This is a genomic window from Frigoribacterium sp. NPDC087798, assembly GCF_044742985.1.
Taxonomy (GTDB): domain Bacteria; phylum Actinomycetota; class Actinomycetes; order Actinomycetales; family Microbacteriaceae; genus Frigoribacterium.
In genome coordinates this window covers 1,377,948-1,392,041 of the sequence record NZ_JBIUVP010000001.1, presented here as the reverse complement: position 1 = coordinate 1,392,041, position 14,094 = coordinate 1,377,948, and the positions used below count along the sequence as shown (strand labels likewise).

14 protein-coding genes and 1 tRNA gene are annotated in these 14,094 nt (G+C 72.5%); 7 read left to right on the top strand and 8 right to left on the bottom strand.

The window, feature by feature from the left end:
• The first annotated feature begins 365 nt into the window (after positions 1-365).
• Entirely contained in the window at positions 366-791 is a 426-nt protein-coding gene (locus ACIOSR_RS06535) for a YchJ family protein (protein WP_402752137.1), read from the top strand.
• A 309-nt stretch (positions 792-1,100) separates the two neighbouring features.
• On the opposite strand, the gene ACIOSR_RS06530 is transcribed toward ACIOSR_RS06535, so the two are convergent.
• From ACIOSR_RS06530 to ACIOSR_RS06520, 3 genes are all read right to left on the bottom strand, one after another.
• Complete coding sequence (locus ACIOSR_RS06530; RefSeq protein WP_285063670.1) at positions 1,101-1,460, bottom strand: hypothetical protein; 360 nt, start codon at positions 1,458-1,460, stop codon at positions 1,101-1,103.
• A 16-nt stretch (positions 1,461-1,476) separates the two neighbouring features.
• Complete coding sequence (locus tag ACIOSR_RS06525) at positions 1,477-1,989, bottom strand: GNAT family N-acetyltransferase (protein WP_402752136.1); 513 nt, start codon at positions 1,987-1,989, stop codon at positions 1,477-1,479.
• A 163-nt stretch (positions 1,990-2,152) separates the two neighbouring features.
• Complete coding sequence (locus ACIOSR_RS06520; RefSeq protein ID WP_402752135.1) at positions 2,153-3,004, bottom strand: DUF429 domain-containing protein; 852 nt, start codon at positions 3,002-3,004, stop codon at positions 2,153-2,155.
• Positions 3,005-3,037: 33 nt separating this feature from the next.
• Between ACIOSR_RS06520 and ACIOSR_RS06515 the strand changes: the two genes are divergently transcribed.
• A complete protein-coding gene (locus tag ACIOSR_RS06515) occupies positions 3,038-4,216 on the top strand; it encodes a VIT1/CCC1 family protein (protein ID WP_402752134.1) in 1,179 nt (392 codons plus the stop codon).
• A 53-nt stretch (positions 4,217-4,269) separates the two neighbouring features.
• Here ACIOSR_RS06515 and ACIOSR_RS06510 read toward each other — a convergent pair whose 3' ends face one another.
• The 3 genes from ACIOSR_RS06510 to ACIOSR_RS06500 form a co-directional block, all read right to left on the bottom strand.
• Positions 4,270-5,130 carry a phosphatase PAP2 family protein gene (locus ACIOSR_RS06510; RefSeq protein ID WP_148053721.1) on the bottom strand — a complete coding sequence of 287 codons (861 nt, stop codon included), beginning with the start codon at positions 5,128-5,130 and terminating at the stop codon, positions 4,270-4,272.
• 72 nt (positions 5,131-5,202) lie between these two features.
• Positions 5,203-6,609, bottom strand: a complete 1,407-nt coding sequence (locus tag ACIOSR_RS06505) for an MFS transporter (RefSeq protein ID WP_402752133.1) — start codon at positions 6,607-6,609, stop codon at positions 5,203-5,205.
• A gap of 8 nt (positions 6,610-6,617) precedes the next feature.
• Complete coding sequence (locus ACIOSR_RS06500) at positions 6,618-7,205, bottom strand: helix-turn-helix domain-containing protein (RefSeq protein ID WP_402752132.1); 588 nt, start codon at positions 7,203-7,205, stop codon at positions 6,618-6,620.
• Between the two features lie 182 nt (positions 7,206-7,387).
• On the opposite strand from ACIOSR_RS06500, the gene ACIOSR_RS06495 reads away from it, so the two are divergent.
• Together ACIOSR_RS06495 and ACIOSR_RS06490 are read left to right on the top strand one after the other, a co-directional pair.
• Positions 7,388-7,678 carry a hypothetical protein gene (locus tag ACIOSR_RS06495; RefSeq protein WP_056047225.1) on the top strand — a complete coding sequence of 97 codons (291 nt, stop codon included), beginning with the start codon at positions 7,388-7,390 and terminating at the stop codon, positions 7,676-7,678.
• 88 nt (positions 7,679-7,766) lie between these two features.
• A tRNA-Arg gene (locus ACIOSR_RS06490) sits at positions 7,767-7,839 on the top strand.
• A 160-nt stretch (positions 7,840-7,999) separates the two neighbouring features.
• On the opposite strand, the gene ACIOSR_RS06485 is transcribed toward ACIOSR_RS06490, so the two are convergent.
• Together ACIOSR_RS06485 and ACIOSR_RS06480 are read right to left on the bottom strand one after the other, a co-directional pair.
• Positions 8,000-9,238 (bottom strand): acyl-CoA dehydrogenase family protein, encoded by a 1,239-nt coding sequence (locus tag ACIOSR_RS06485; protein ID WP_267658909.1) that lies wholly within the window; start codon positions 9,236-9,238, stop codon positions 8,000-8,002.
• 24 nt (positions 9,239-9,262) lie between these two features.
• Positions 9,263-9,889: an AmiS/UreI family transporter gene (locus tag ACIOSR_RS06480; protein WP_159825113.1), complete on the bottom strand. Its 627-nt coding sequence runs from the start codon at positions 9,887-9,889 to the stop codon at positions 9,263-9,265.
• 198 nt (positions 9,890-10,087) lie between these two features.
• Here ACIOSR_RS06480 and ACIOSR_RS06475 point away from each other — a divergent pair, with 198 nt between their 5' ends.
• The 3 genes from ACIOSR_RS06475 (at position 10,088) to ACIOSR_RS06465 (ending at position 14,093) form a co-directional block, all read left to right on the top strand.
• Complete coding sequence (locus ACIOSR_RS06475; protein ID WP_307785022.1) at positions 10,088-11,143, top strand: LacI family DNA-binding transcriptional regulator; 1,056 nt, start codon at positions 10,088-10,090, stop codon at positions 11,141-11,143.
• 220 nt (positions 11,144-11,363) lie between these two features.
• Positions 11,364-12,938, top strand: coding sequence for a sugar ABC transporter ATP-binding protein (locus ACIOSR_RS06470; RefSeq protein ID WP_056047996.1), 1,575 nt, complete (start codon positions 11,364-11,366; stop codon positions 12,936-12,938).
• A 171-nt stretch (positions 12,939-13,109) separates the two neighbouring features.
• Positions 13,110-14,093, top strand: coding sequence for an ABC transporter substrate-binding protein (locus ACIOSR_RS06465; protein ID WP_267658906.1), 984 nt, complete (start codon positions 13,110-13,112; stop codon positions 14,091-14,093).
• Position 14,094: the final 1 nt, after the last annotated feature.

The following is a 14,094-nucleotide window of genomic DNA, read 5'->3' as shown; positions in this document are numbered from 1 at the left end:
GTGCGGCGTCGGGTCGTGGGGGTGGGCGTGGCGCGGGTGGGTGGTGACGTGAGGCAGGAGTTGCCGACGAGGCGTGAGCGGTGTCGGCAAGTCCTGGCTGGTGCGGCGTCGGGTCGTGGGCGTGGGCGAGGCGCGGGTGGGTGGTGACGTCAGGCAGGAGTTGCCGACGAGGCGTGCGTGGTGTCGGCAAGTCCTGGCTGGTGCGGCGTCGGGTCGTGGGCGTGGGCGTGGCGCGGGTGGGGCGTGACGTGAGGCAGGAGTTCCCGACGGGGCCGAGAGGAGGCGCGGGGACGGGGCGAAGAGGAGGGGGCGGGCGCGAGGCGGGTCCGGGGACGGGGCGCCGGGGCGTGCCGGAGAATGGCCCGATGCTTCCTGCTGCTCCCGCCGCCGGCTCCGGCCGCGACCTCGACGACTCGGCCCGGTGCCCCTGCCTCAGCAGCGAGACCTACGGATCGTGCTGCGGGCCGCTGCACCGGGGCACGACGCCCGCCCCGACGGCGGAACGGTTGATGCGCTCGCGGTACTCGGCGTTCGTGCTCGCCCGCGCCTCCTACCTGCTCGAGACGTGGCACCCGACGACGCGGCCCGCGACGCTCGAGGTCGACCGGGGCACGCGCTGGTTCCGGCTCGACGTCGTGCGGACGCAGGCGGGCGGGCCGTTCGACGACGAGGGGACGGTCGAGTTCGAGGCGCACTTCCGCGACGACGACGGCGTGGGGTCGCAGCACGAGGTCGGCCGGTTCGCCCGGGTCGACCGGCGGTGGCTCTACGTCGACGGGATCTCGGGCTGACCAGGCCGCACTGAACGAGCTCGGCCTGGCCGGGGCAGGCAGGGCGGAGGCGAGACGTCGGCATCGGGCGTCACGAAGAGGACGGCGGGTCCGTCGGGCCCGGCATCCTCTCCGTGACGCCGCCGGGCCGCAGGGAGAGCTTCACGGGCAGGGACCCACGGTCCGGACGACACCGATGCAGGACTCGCGCCCTCCATCTCGACGAACGCTAGGCCGCACGAGATGGTGCGGTTCAGACGTGGACGCTCCTCACAGGCAGGGCGTCGAGACGCGTGTTTCGGGGGACAGGACGCGCGCGGGTCGAATCCGTCAGGGGGCGCGACGTGCGAGGGCGACCGCCTCGAGTGCCCGGACCACCTCGCCGACGGCCCGCTGCGCCCGGACGACGCCGACCGGGCCGCCGAGCACCGACAGGGCCGGCTCGTGCACGACCCGCACCACGAGGCGTCCCCGGTCGTCCACGAACCACTGCACGCCGAGGGTCAGCAACTGCGCCCGCCCGGCGAAGGCGCGCAGCGCGAGGGTGGAGGCCAGCGTGCCCCGGACGGCCCGGGTGCTGCCGTCCGACGCGAGCGACAGGGTGAAGCCGTGATCGATCAGGGTCTGCTCGACGACGTGGCGCGACTCGTCGTGTGCGCCCTCGAGGAAGACGTCGTGCGTGCTCGCCACCGGACGGGTGCGGCGGTCAGCGCAGCGGCGCGAGCATCTCGAGCTCGCGCGCGGCGGGGTCGAGGGCGTAGGGGTTCGTGTGTCCGGTCGGTTCGTACCCGCGTCGACGGTAGAACGCGATGGCCCGCTCGTTCTGCTCGTGGACGTGCAGGCGCAGGGTGTCGCCCTCGGTCGCGGCCCACGTCTCGACGCCGTCGAGCAGCAGGTCGGTGACCCCGGCCGAGCGCCCCCGATGGCTCGGGGCGACGTACACGCCGACCAGCAGGGGCTGCCCCGCCGCCTGCAGGAAGCCGCCCATGGCGCCGACCCAGTCGCCCGTCCCGTCGTCGATCGCGACCAGCGAGGTGCCGTGCTCGGCCTCGCCCCGGGCCCCGCGCATCCGCCACTCGGCCTCGGCGTGACGACGGGCGACGGCGAGCGTCTCGCCGTAGGCGATCGGCGTGTCCGCCAGCATCGCGAGGCGCAGGTCGCGGACGCGCTGCCAGTCGTCGGCGGTCGTGCGGCGGACGGTCACGGGTCGTGCGGGCATGCCGCCACCCTGCCACACGGGCGGGACGCGGCGGGTGCAGGAGGCGCGGGTCGCGTCCCGACGCCGGGTCGGGCCCCGGGGTCGTCACGTCAGGAGGCGCGGGTCGCGTCGCGACGCCGACCCGCGCCCCGGGGTCGTCGCGTCAGGAGGCGCGGTGCGGCCCTCAGCCGACCCGCGCCACGGGGGCGGGGCCGAGGCGCTGCTCGGGGCGGGCCGGTGAGATCAGCGTCGCGCGCCTCCCGCGGTCGTCCGGCTCGGTGTCGACGCCGAGCACCTGCAGGCGCTCGGGCGTCCGCGCGCGGAGCGCCGCCGTCCAGGCGCAGACCAGCGCGTCGAGCAGGTCCTCGCGGTGTTTGTAGGCCCGGTCGACCAGCGGCGAGGGCTCCTCGAGCAGCGCCGCCGACACCGGGTGCGAGTCGAGGCGCAACGGCACCTCGGCCCGGGCGAGCCCGCCCAGCCGACGCAGCAGCTCGTCGCAGGCCGCCGCGCGGGCCTCGCGCCGCGCCTCCTTCGGCAGGGTGAGGTCGGGTCGCTTGTAGCGGGGACGCTTGTCGTCGTAGGCGAGCTCGGTCATGCCGACGAGCGTCGTGTACGGGTAGCACTCGAAGTGCCCCACCGCGTCGACCGCCACCGGCACGACGCCGTCGTCGTAGACGCCGCCGGCACGCTCGAGGCGCTCGCCGAGGGTGCGCCCGCCGAGCCAGGGCAGGGAGGCGCTGCTCGCGTTGGCCGACACGTGCCAGCGACCGTAGGCCCGCGCCACGAGGCGTTCGCTCGCCCGCATGCCCGTGGCGTTCGGCACGAGCACGGGGGCGTCGACCGCGACGACCGAGCCGGGCGTCGACCAGCGCCGGACCCAGGCCTCGACCTCGTCGACCCCACGCGCCCAGCCGGCGTCCAGCACCGTGCCGTCGGCGTCGATCACGGCCAGGCCGGTCTCGTTCGCGGGGCGCTCGGGCGTCGAGTCACGCCAGGCGAGGTCGACGCCGAGGTAGCGGGGCCGGGGTGTGGTCACCGCTCGACCGTACTCGCGGCCGATACTGTCCCCATGCCCACGAGCAGCACCCGCACCAGCGGCGGCACGAGCACCCGCACCCTCGCCGACCTGCGTCGCTGGCGGCGTTACCTCGCCGACGAGCGCGCCGAGGAGTCGACCTACCGCGACCTCGCCCGCCGTCGGGACGGCGAGGAGCGCGCGATCCTGGTCGCCCTGGCCGACGCCGAGGGCCGCCACGCACAGCACTGGGTGGACCTGCTCGGCGCCGACGTCGGGCGTCCGGCCCGCACCGACCTGCGCACCCGCGTGCTCGGGGTGCTCGCCCGGCGCTTCGGCTCGATCTTCGTGCTGGCCCTCGTGCAGAGCGCGGAGGCGCGGTCGCCGTACGCGACCGACGCGGACGCCACCGACGCGATGGCCGCCGACGAACGCATCCACGGCGAGGTCGTGCGCGGCCTGGCCGAGCGCGGACGCAACCGCCTGTCGGGGTCGTTCCGCGCGGCCGTGTTCGGCGCGAACGACGGTCTGGTCAGCAACCTGGCGCTCGTGCTCGGCATCAGCGCCTCGGGCGTCGCGAACCACGTGGTGCTGCTGACCGGGCTGTCGGGCCTGCTCGCCGGGGCGTTGTCGATGGGTGCGGGCGAGTACGTCTCGGTGCGGTCGCAGCGCGAGCTGCTCGACGCCTCCACCCCCGACCCGACGGCGCGACACGTGCTGCCCGACCTCGACGTCGACGCGAACGAGCTGGCGCTGGTCTACCGCGCACGGGGCATGTCGCCCGACGAGGCCGAGGCCCACGCGCGGGAGGTGCTCGCGGGCGCGGGGCGAGGGGCCTCGTCGCCGAGCGCGCCTCCTGCGGGGGCCGCGCCGGGCGCCGCCACGGCCGGCTGGGCGGACGCCCCGGACCAGGAGGCGCGCTCGGCCGACGAGCCCGCCACCCACGAGACCCTCGGCACGGCCTTCGGCGCTGCCGCCTCGAGCTTCTGCTTCTTCGCGTCCGGGGCCGTCATCGCCGTGCTGCCCTACCTGTTCGGGCTGTCCGGGCTCGTGGCGGTCGTCGTGGCGTCGGCGCTGGTCGGCGTCGCGCTGCTCGGCACGGGCGCCGTCGTCGGGTTGCTGTCGGGGGCGAGCCCGGTCAGGCGGGCGCTGCGCCAGCTCGGCATCGGGTTCGGGGCGGCCGCCGTGACCTACCTGCTGGGGCTGTTGTTCGGGACCGGCGCCGCGGGCTGAGCTCGCCGCGGGCCGTGCTCGCCGCGGGCTGAGCCGATCGGGCCACGTGCCCGTCAGGCCTTGCGGTCGAGCTTCCAGGCGATCCAGCACGTGACGAGGACGACGCCGGCCGCGGCGAGGCGCGCGCCCATCAGCACCCCTTGGCCGGTCGAGGTCGTGAGGCTCATGTCGGAGCCGATGCCGATGCTCCAGATCGCGCCCGACAGGGTGAGGCAGACGACCAAGGCGAGGCCGAGCACCACCGAGGTGGCCCCGTGCGACCGGGGGCCCACGTCGTCGCGGCCGCGAGGGTCACGTGAGAGGCGGGCGGCGGCGATGCGGACGAGGCCGAGCCAGAGCAGGGCCACGGCGCAGGCGCCGACGACGTCGCTGCAGCGATGCCAGCCGAAGGCGACGGTCTGCTCGGCGACGACGGCCGCGAACGCCGCACCGACCATGTAGAACAGGGGCCGGGCGTGCCGGCCGAAGGTGGTCATGATCGCCAGGACCGCGGCGACGGCGACCGTGACGTGCCCGCTGGGGAAGCTGTTGCCGTAGAGCTCGCCCGTCAGCTCGGGACGGGGCGCGAGCTGCTTGAGCACCTGGGTGGTGACCGTCGCGCCGATGATCAGCACGCCCGCCTGGACGGCCGACCCGGGCCGGCGGCGGAGGAACGCCACCACCATCGTGAGGGCGACGACCAGCAGCACGGCCGGGGGAGAGATGGCGTCGAGCGCGACCCCGGACTGCAACAACGTGGTGCCGTCGACCGAGCGGAGGATGCTGTCCTCGATCGACTGGCCGGTCTCGGTGAGGACCGCGATCGTGTAGACGCCCGCCAGCACGACGAGCGAGGCCGACGACGCGACCACCCAACGACCCGTGACCCGTCGACGGACGGCAGGCGTCGTCGAGAGGGTCGGGTGAGCAGTCACCGGACGAGCTAACTACACGTCGCCTGGAAACAGGCTCGGTCCGACCTGCCGATGCGCCGGGGTCGCCCCGACTCACAGCGAGGGTGCAGGTGGCCGGCCGCCGGGCGGGCCCCGACGCTCCATCAGTCGCCAGTGACCGCCGGTGAGCGGGGCGAGCGTGACGGTCGTGTAGACCACGGCGACGATGCCGAACGCGACCGTCAGCCCGATCGTGTCGGCCGCGACCCCGCCGAGCAGGGCGCCGGCCGGGATGCCGGCCCAGGCTCCCGCGGTAACCAGTCCGAAGACCCGCCCGCGGAGGTGCTCGGGGGTGCGCTCGAGCTGCACCGTGCCGAGGATCGGGTTGAGGGCGCCGGCGGCGAGACCCGAGAGCGCGGTCGCGGCGACCAGCACCGGCAGCGGGGCGCCGAGGGCGAACGCCAGGCTCGACGGCCCGCCGGCGAGGGTGAAGCAGGCGACGAAGGTGAGGCGGCGCGGCACCCGGTGGGCGATGAAACCGAAGGCGACGTTGCCGGCGAGGGCGCACCCGCCCATGGTGGCGACGAGCAGTCCCAGGGCGGCCGCGCCTCCGAGTCGGTCGTTCGCGTAGAGGGGCAGCAGGGTCGACCCGCGCGCGGCGTCGAGCAGGTTCGTGACCAGCACGAGCGCGACGATCAGCCGCATCAGCGGGTCGCGGACGACGAAGCGGGCGCCCTCGAGGAGGTCGGACCGGTAGGAGGCGCGGGTCGGCTCGGTCGCGTCGGTGGCGTCGGTCGGGTGGTCGTCTCTCGGATTCGGTGATCCGGTCCGTACCGGACCGGACGCCGGGACGAGTGCCCCGGTCAGGGCCGCCGAGACGGCGAAGGTGGCGGCGTTGACGAACAGGGACGCGACCGGTCCGACGGCGGCGACGAGGAGCCCGGCGATCGACGCCCCGATCAGCTTGGCGAAGCGCTCGGACCCGTCGAGGAGCCCCACGCTGCGTTCGATGCGGACTCCGGCCCGCTCGGTCAGCGCGGGCAGCATCACCCGGCGCGCCGTCTGTCCGGGGCTGTCGAGCAGTCCGCCGACGAAGACGAGCGCGAGCAGGGCCCAGAACGGCAGCCCGACGGTGAGCGCGAGCACGGGCATCGCGAGGACGGAGGCGCCACTCACGAGGTCGGCGACGATCGCGGCCCGCCGGTGCCCGACCCGGTCGACGACGACGCCCCCGAGCGGGCCGCCGATGATCACCGGGGCCGTCGCGAACGCCGCCGCGAGCCCGACCTCGGCCCCCGACCCGCCGAGACCCAGGACGTAGAAGGGCACGGCGAAGGCCGTGACGACGTTGCCGGTCTGTGAGATCGCGTGGGCCGCGACGAGGGACGACAGGGCTACCCGGTCGGTGTGGACGGTGCGGACGGTGTGACCCGTGCGCCCGCCGCGGGGCCGGGCCGGACGACCGTCGCGAGTGGCGCTGTCGGTGCCCCGCGCCTCCTCGGCCGGCGTGCTCTCGCTCACGACGCGCCTCAGGGGCGGCGGTAGGCCTGATAGACGAGCACGACCGGCGCGGCGCCGTCGTCGGCCGCCGGGTCGTGGGCCGCGCTGACGTCGAGCCAGCGGTCGACGACGCCCTCGAGGTCGCGGCGCAGGGCGGCGAGCTCGGTCGTGGTGAGGCGCAGGCTGCGGTCGCCGCTCGCCCCGGCCGCGATCCACTCGCGAGGCAGGGTGGGCATCGCGTCGACGTACTCGCCGAAGCGGGCGGCGTAGGCCTGGCCGATCGACTTCTGCAGCGCCGACGAGGCGACGAGGCGGTCGGGGTCGTCGAGCAACTCGGCGGGCTCCCAACTGGTGAGCTGCGCGGTGGCCTGCCACCAGCGCTCGCGCCGGTCGGTGGTCTGCGGCTCGGCCGCCTCGATCAGGTCGATCGAGGCGAGTTTCGAGAGGTGGTAGCTGATCGTCCCCGGGGCCTCGTCGACGGCGTCGCTGAGCTGGGCGGCCGTCTGCGCGCCGCGTTCGCGCAGTAGACCGAGGAGGCGCAACCGGGTCGGGTGGGCGAGCACGCGCATCGAGGCGGCGTCGGTGAGGGTGCTGCGGGAGGTCTCTCGGGGGGACATGGAGTCGACGATAGGTGCACAAGAGCTGTTGCGCAAGAGGCGTTGTGCGTCTCGACGAGGGCGTGGGCGGGCCGACCAACCGTTCGAGCCGTGAGTGTGGTGGGTGTCGCGGGCGGAGGTCGGACCCGCGGCGCATGCTCGGAGCACGACCGCCGGACAGTCCGGCGCGCAGGAGGAACCCGATGACGAAGACCCCGGACGACCCGCACGGCACCGACGAGACCGACCTCGAGCGTCGTGGCAACAGCAGTGGCGAGGGTCACGGCGACCACACCGTCGGAGAGCGGGACGACCGCCCCGTCGAGATCACCAGCGAGAACCACCCCGACGGCGGCACCGGCTCCCGTTCGCTCGACGACGGACCGGCCGACGACGCCGTCCCCACCCGCCAGCCCGGCCAGGCCGAGGCCGGCCAGGTCGACGAGCTGATCGGCGACTACAAGGGCGACGGCGAAGGCAAACACACCTACTGACACGACCCGAGGAGGCGCGGGTCGGCCTCGATTCGCGCCCCGCGTCTCCCTCGTGTAGTGTTTCCTCTGGCCAATCGGCCAGCGAAACGCGCCTGTAGCTCAACGGATAGAGCATCTGACTACGGATCAGAAGGTTGGGGGTTCGAGTCCCTCCAGGCGCACGAATCAGCGTGGCCCCTGCCCTACACGGCAGGGGCCATTCTTCGTCTTGGTGCTTGTTTGGCCGCCTCCGGCGGCGGGCGCCTTCGGCGCGGACCCGAAGAGCCCTGCCCTGCTCTACACGGCAGGGCTTTTCTCGTCCTCGGTGCCCGTCTGCTGAGATCAGCGGCGGGTCGCGCCGATGGCCCAGACCCGTGGCGGCTGGACGTCGTTGACGGCGTGGTCGCCGACGATGCGTGCTTTGAACACCCACGGGTTGTGGCTGCCGGCGGTCCGGGCGTTTCGCCAGTGCCGGTCCAGGTTCTTCGTGGTGCTCACGCCCGATGCCGCCAGCGCGTCGAACAGGTGCGAGGTCGCTTGGGTCGCGAGCGATGTCAGTGCGACCTGGGCCTGCGCGGTGGCGAGTTCGGCGCGGTCGTTCCGCTGTTCGTCCTCGGTCTCGTCCAGGAAGGCGCCCTCGTAGGCGCCCTGGAGGGCCTGCGCGGCGCGGTCGACGATCGCTCGGGCGGCGAAGCCGGCGGCTGAGACCTCGCCGACGACCTGCAGGATCTGCGGGTCGGCGGCGAAGGTGTCGGCGTTGCCGTGGGAGAACACGCGGGTGCGGTTCCGCACCTCGACCGCGATCTCGCGCTCGGCCGCCACGACGGAGCCCGCGAGGACGCTCAGCAGCACGGCCTGGTAGAAGGCCGTCTGGTACTTGAATCGCTCGTCGAAGAGCACGACGTCGTCGGCACCGACACGAGCATCTCGGAAGGTGCTCGTGCCCGACCCCGTCGTCCGCTGCCCGAACCCGTCCCAGTCGTCGGTGTGGGTGACGCCTTCCTGGCGGGCGTCGACGATCGCGATGACCCGGTCGCCGGTGTCCGTGCGTTCGGCGTACGTGTCGATCCAGTCGGCGAAGATGCTCCCGGTGGAGTAGTACTTCTGCCCGGTGACGCGGAACCCGCCGTCCGGGTCCGGGCTGACCTTCGTCGCGACGTCGCCGACCTGCACCGTGCCCACTTCGGTCCAGGAGTTCCCGGCGATCTCGCCGCGGCCGAACCGTTCGAGCCAGACGTCGCGCGGTCCGGACCGGGCGACGAGGCGGTCCTCGACGAGAGCGAAGTGGCCGCGCAAGGCCTGGGGGATGTTGCTGTCCGCCGCCGCGAGCTCGGTGAGCAGCTCGAACAGCTGCGGGAGGGTGGCGCCGGAGCCCCCGAACTCGACGGGGACACGGAGGGCTCCGAAGCCCGCGTCGGCGAGCTCGCGGATCTCGGCCACGGGGAGGCGGTGCTCACGGTCGCGTTCCGCGGCACCGGCGGCGATGCGGTCGAAGAGCGGGCGGAAACGCGCGGACAGGGCGTCGTCGGTGGGTGACGCCGTGGTGACGGACGTGGTGGACGTGGTGGTCGTCGTGGTCATGGGTCTCGGTTCCGTTCTGGTGGGTCAGGCAGCGGCGGGGGCAGGCGTGTGTTCCGGCTGGGGACGTGTGGCGGCTCGGCGGGTGAGAAGGACGGCGCCGCCGAACACCCCGACGAGCGCCAGGAGTGCAGCCGTCGTGGCGACCGAGCCGGTCGGCCAGTGCCCGGTGAGGCCGAGGAGCGCGGGGACCGTGGTGGTCACCTGGCTCGCGAGGACGAGGGCCCACCCGGTGTAGGTGCTGATGGCCGATCGGCCGAGGGCGAGCAGGACGAAGAACAGCGCCCAGAGCGCCGCCCATCCCGTCCAGAGCACGGCGAGGAAAGGGTCGTCCGCGACGTGGACGATCGCGAAGGCGACGGCGAGAGCGGCGACCAGGCCGCAGAACCAGCCCAGGCCCACGGCGCCGAGGCCGAGGAGGGAGTCCACGCCGACGTAGAGGTACGTGATGCCGAACAAGAAGGTGCCCGAGATCCCGAAGAGGATGGGCAGGGAACCGTCGGCTGACACGGCCACGGCCACGCAGAGGACGAGCTGCAGACCGCCGACCAGGACGTTGAACACGCCGCTGTCCCGGCCGGGCACGCGCCCGAGCAGGGTGAGGCCGTTGACCAAGAGAGCGGCCCCGGAGAGGACCAGACAGATGAGCGCCATGCGGCGACCTTGACACCGTTCACCTTCGGTCGGTGTCTCGTGTCCCATCATGTCCGTCCGCTACGCCCCGTGACGGCGGTACCCGTCGTGTTCGTCACGGAAGCCGACCGACACGTGAGCAAGGCCCCCGTACAATGAGCCAGCGCCATGGAGCCACGTCCACGCCGGCGCAGATGACGCCAAGCTGCGTTGCGGAGCGTGCAGGATGGAGCCCGGGTGAGCGTCAGAGGCGGCGGTGAACGTCTCGGTCTTCGCGAGGTTGCCGAGCGTGCTGGTGTGTCGCACATGACCGTGTCACGCGTGCTCAATGGTCACCCGCAGGTCAAGGAGTCCACGCGCCAACGCGTGCTCGAAGTCGTCGCCGAGCTCGACTTCCGGCCCAACAGTGCTGCGCGCGAGCTCGTCACCCAGCGGGCCCTTCGGATCGGCGTGCTGATCGAGAGCGCCGTCGAGTTCGGTCCGTCGAGCATCTTGCGGGCCATCGAGCGATCGGCGCGCGACGGCGGGTACTCCGTGGCGTCGTTCGCGCTCCGCGACGACTCGGCGACTCCCGAGGAGGCCGTGCGCCACCTCACAGGCCAGGGCATCGACGCACTCTGCGTGGTCGCTCCGCGCTCGTCGTCCGTGGCCGTGCTCCGGACCATCACGACGGGGCTGCCGACCCTGGTCGTCAAGGCCGAGAAGGACCCGGCCTTCCTCACGGTCTCCGTCGACCAGGCTGCCGGCACGAAGCTGGCCGTGGATCACCTCGCGTCGCTGGGTCACCGCGACGTCCTCCATCTCTCAGGGCCCCTCGACTGGTTCGACGCCCGCGCTCGCGAGCGTGCCTTCCATGCGCGCACCCGGGCATGGGGCATGCACGAGCGGCCCATCGTCATCGGTGACTGGTCGAGCGACTTCGGCTACGACTACGCACGCGGACTGACCGGAGTTCCGGAATACACCGCCGTGTTCGTCGCCAATGACGAGATGGCGCTCGGGGTGATCCACGGCCTCCACGACCGCGGCATCCGCGTGCCGGAGGACCTGAGCGTCGTCGGCTTCGACGACCTGCCCGTCTCGCGCCACTTCCTCCCGCCGCTCACGACCGTGCGGCAGGACTTCCCGGCGCTCGGGTCGCTCGTGGTGGACGTCCTGATCGCCGCGATCGAGGGCCGCGAGATCCCGCAGAACAGCCGGATTCCCGCCGAGCTCGTGGTGCGTGACTCCAGCGCGGCTGCGCGCCCTCTCGACCGAGATGGCCATCTGAGGTAATCCAGCTCGTCGTCGTTCGCCCGCGTGCATCACGACAGCTACAGTCGTGCACGTCGGGCACCGCCCGGCGCGAGGCCGTCAAGGCCTCCGACCCGAGGAGCACCACGTGCGTCACGTACGGGCATCGACGACGATGCGCCCGATCGGCCCTCAGGCCGCTGGCCCGACCTGGTCCGGTCACGACGAGCGGCGGGACGGACCTGCCCACCCCACGGTGCAGATGCGGGGGATCACCGTCGCGTTCTCGAACGGCGTCGCGCTCGACAGGGTCGACCTCGACCTCCACTCGGGCGAGGTGCACGCTCTCCTCGGCGAGAACGGAGCGGGGAAGTCCACGCTCATCAAGGCGCTGCTCGGCGTGTACCCGATCGAAGCAGGGGAGGTCCTCGTGGACGGCGAGCCCGTCCGTCTCGGCGGTCCGGCTGACGCGCGGGCCCTCGGCATCCAGGCCGCGTTCCAGGAATCGCACCTGGTCGAGAACCTGAGCGTCGGTGAGAACGTGATGCTGGGCCACGAGGTGCACGGTCGCGTCGGCATCTCCTGGCGTGCGACGCATGAACGCGCCGCCACGATGCTGGCCGAGCTCGGACTGGCCGAGCTGGACCCGCGAGCCCTGCTGGCGGACCTCACTCCCGCCAGCCGCCAGCTCGTCTCCATCGCCCGCGCCATGGTCGACCGACCACGGGTGCTCGTGCTGGACGAGCCCACGTCGAGCCTCGATGCCGTCGACGTCGCGCAGCTCTTCGAGGTGATCCGCCGCCTCCGCGACCAGGGTGTGGCCATCCTCTTCGTCTCGCACTTCCTCGAGCAGGTGCTGGCGCTCAGCGACCGGATGACGATCCTTCGAGGCGGTGTGAAGAAGGGCGACTACCTGCCGCACGAGATCGGCCGCGCCGAACTGGTCGCGCGGATGATCGGCAAGGACATCGCCCACCTGCAACGCATCGGGTCAGAGCGCCGCGCCCATCGTGTGGATCCGGTCGGCCCGCCGCTGTACCGCGCCACCGGTGTAGGACGCCGCGGGATGTTGCGGCCGGTCGACTTCGAGCTGCACGCGGGCGAGGTGGTCGGCATCGCGGGGCTTCGCGGCTCCGGGCGAACCGAGCTCGCGCGCCTGTTGGCCGGCGCCGACCGAGCTGACGGCGGCGTGGTCACGCTCGGTGGTCGGACCGTCGTGATCGACCGCCCTGCGGACGCACTGCGGAACCGGGTGGCGTTGTCTGCCGAAGATCGAGGGGCGGAGGGCCTCATCAACGACCTCAGCGTGCGGGAGAACATCGTCCTCGCGTTGCAGGCTCTGCGTGGGTGGGCGCACCCGCTCTCCAAGGCCGAGCGCGAGGACCTCGTCGAGCGGCACATCGAGCACTTCGACATCACGCCGGTCGATCCGGCGACACCCGCCGGCGAGCTCTCGGGCGGCAACCAGCAGAAGGTGCTCCTCGCTCGCTGGCTGGCGATCCGGCCCCGCGTGCTGATCCTCGACGAGCCGACGCGCGGCGTCGACATCGGCGCCAAGGTCGACATCCAGGCGCACATCGCGCAGCTCGCGCTCGAGGGTGTCGCCGTCGTGTTCATCTCGAGCGCGTTCGACGAGCTCGTGCGGGTGAGCGACCGGATCGTCGTCCTCAAGGACCGGGAGAAGATCGGCGAGCTCAGCAACGGGCCGGGCGTCACGGTCGACACCCTCGTCGAGCTCATCGCCGCACCGGACGACGAGAGCGACGAGGGCGACGACTTCCCGCCGGTGTGGCAGGGCGGGCCCCTCCTGCCGCCTGCAGCGCCGTCACGCCGCTGAGGCTCGCAGTCGATCCCTTCCCGACGGGCGGATGTTCTCGATCACTCTTGCACTCGCGAAACTGTTACCGGTAACATTCCCAGCACGCGGAAGCACCCGAGCCCACGCAGCACGACCGGCCCCATGGCCACGACCGGACGAAGACGTCCGGTCATCTCAAGGAGGAGATCCATGTCCACGAAGAGGCGCATCGCCACCATCGCCGCCGCAGGGGCCATTGCCCTCGGTCTCGCGGCCTGCAGTTCCGGCACCGGTTCGACGGACGGCGGTGACGACCTGGCAACCGTCGGCTTCGTCGCGGTCGGCCCCGAGGGCGCCTGGCGTCAGGCCAACGAGACGAACATCCAGGACACCTTCACGAAAGACGCCGGGTTCGATCTGAAGTACGCCCCGGCGACCAACAACGACCAGAAGTCGCAGATCGACGCGTTCACGTCGTTCGTGGACGAGGGTGTCGACGTGATCCTTCTCTCGGCCACCGAGGGCTCCGGCTGGGAGGACTCGCTCGAGCGGGCGAAGGAAGCCGAGATCCCCGTCGTCCTCATCGACCGTGGCATCGAGCCGGACGACACCTCGCTCTACGCGACCCGGATCGCGCCCGACAACATCGCCGTCAGCGAGTCCGTCGCCGAGTGGGCCAAGGGCGCGCTTCCCGAGGGTGGCAAGTACTTCACCCTCGAGGGCCCGGCGGGCGTCTCGGTCGTGAACGAACGCAACGAAGGTTGGGACGAGGTGATCGGCGCCGACAGCGCATTCACGAAGATCGGCGCGCAGACGGCCAACTGGTCGACCGAAGAGGCCAAGAGCGTCTTCGAGACGGTGCTGAAGTCGAACGGCAACGACGTCCAGATGGTCTTCGCCCAGAACGACGAGATGGGACTCGGCGCCGTGCAGGCGGTCGAGGAGGCGGGCCTCACGCCCGGCAAGGACGTGAAGATCGCCACCATCGACGGCACGAAGAGCGCCCTCGAGGCGTTGTCCGAGTCCAAGCTCAGCTTCGTCGCCGAGTACAACCCGCTGTTCGGCGACACGGCCCTCGAGGCAGTGCAGAAGCTGCTCGACGGCGACACCGTCGAGTCGTCGATCGTCGTCGAGTCGGCCACGTTCGACTCGCCCGAGGCAGCCGCCACGGCACTGCCCGACCGGAAGTTCTGAC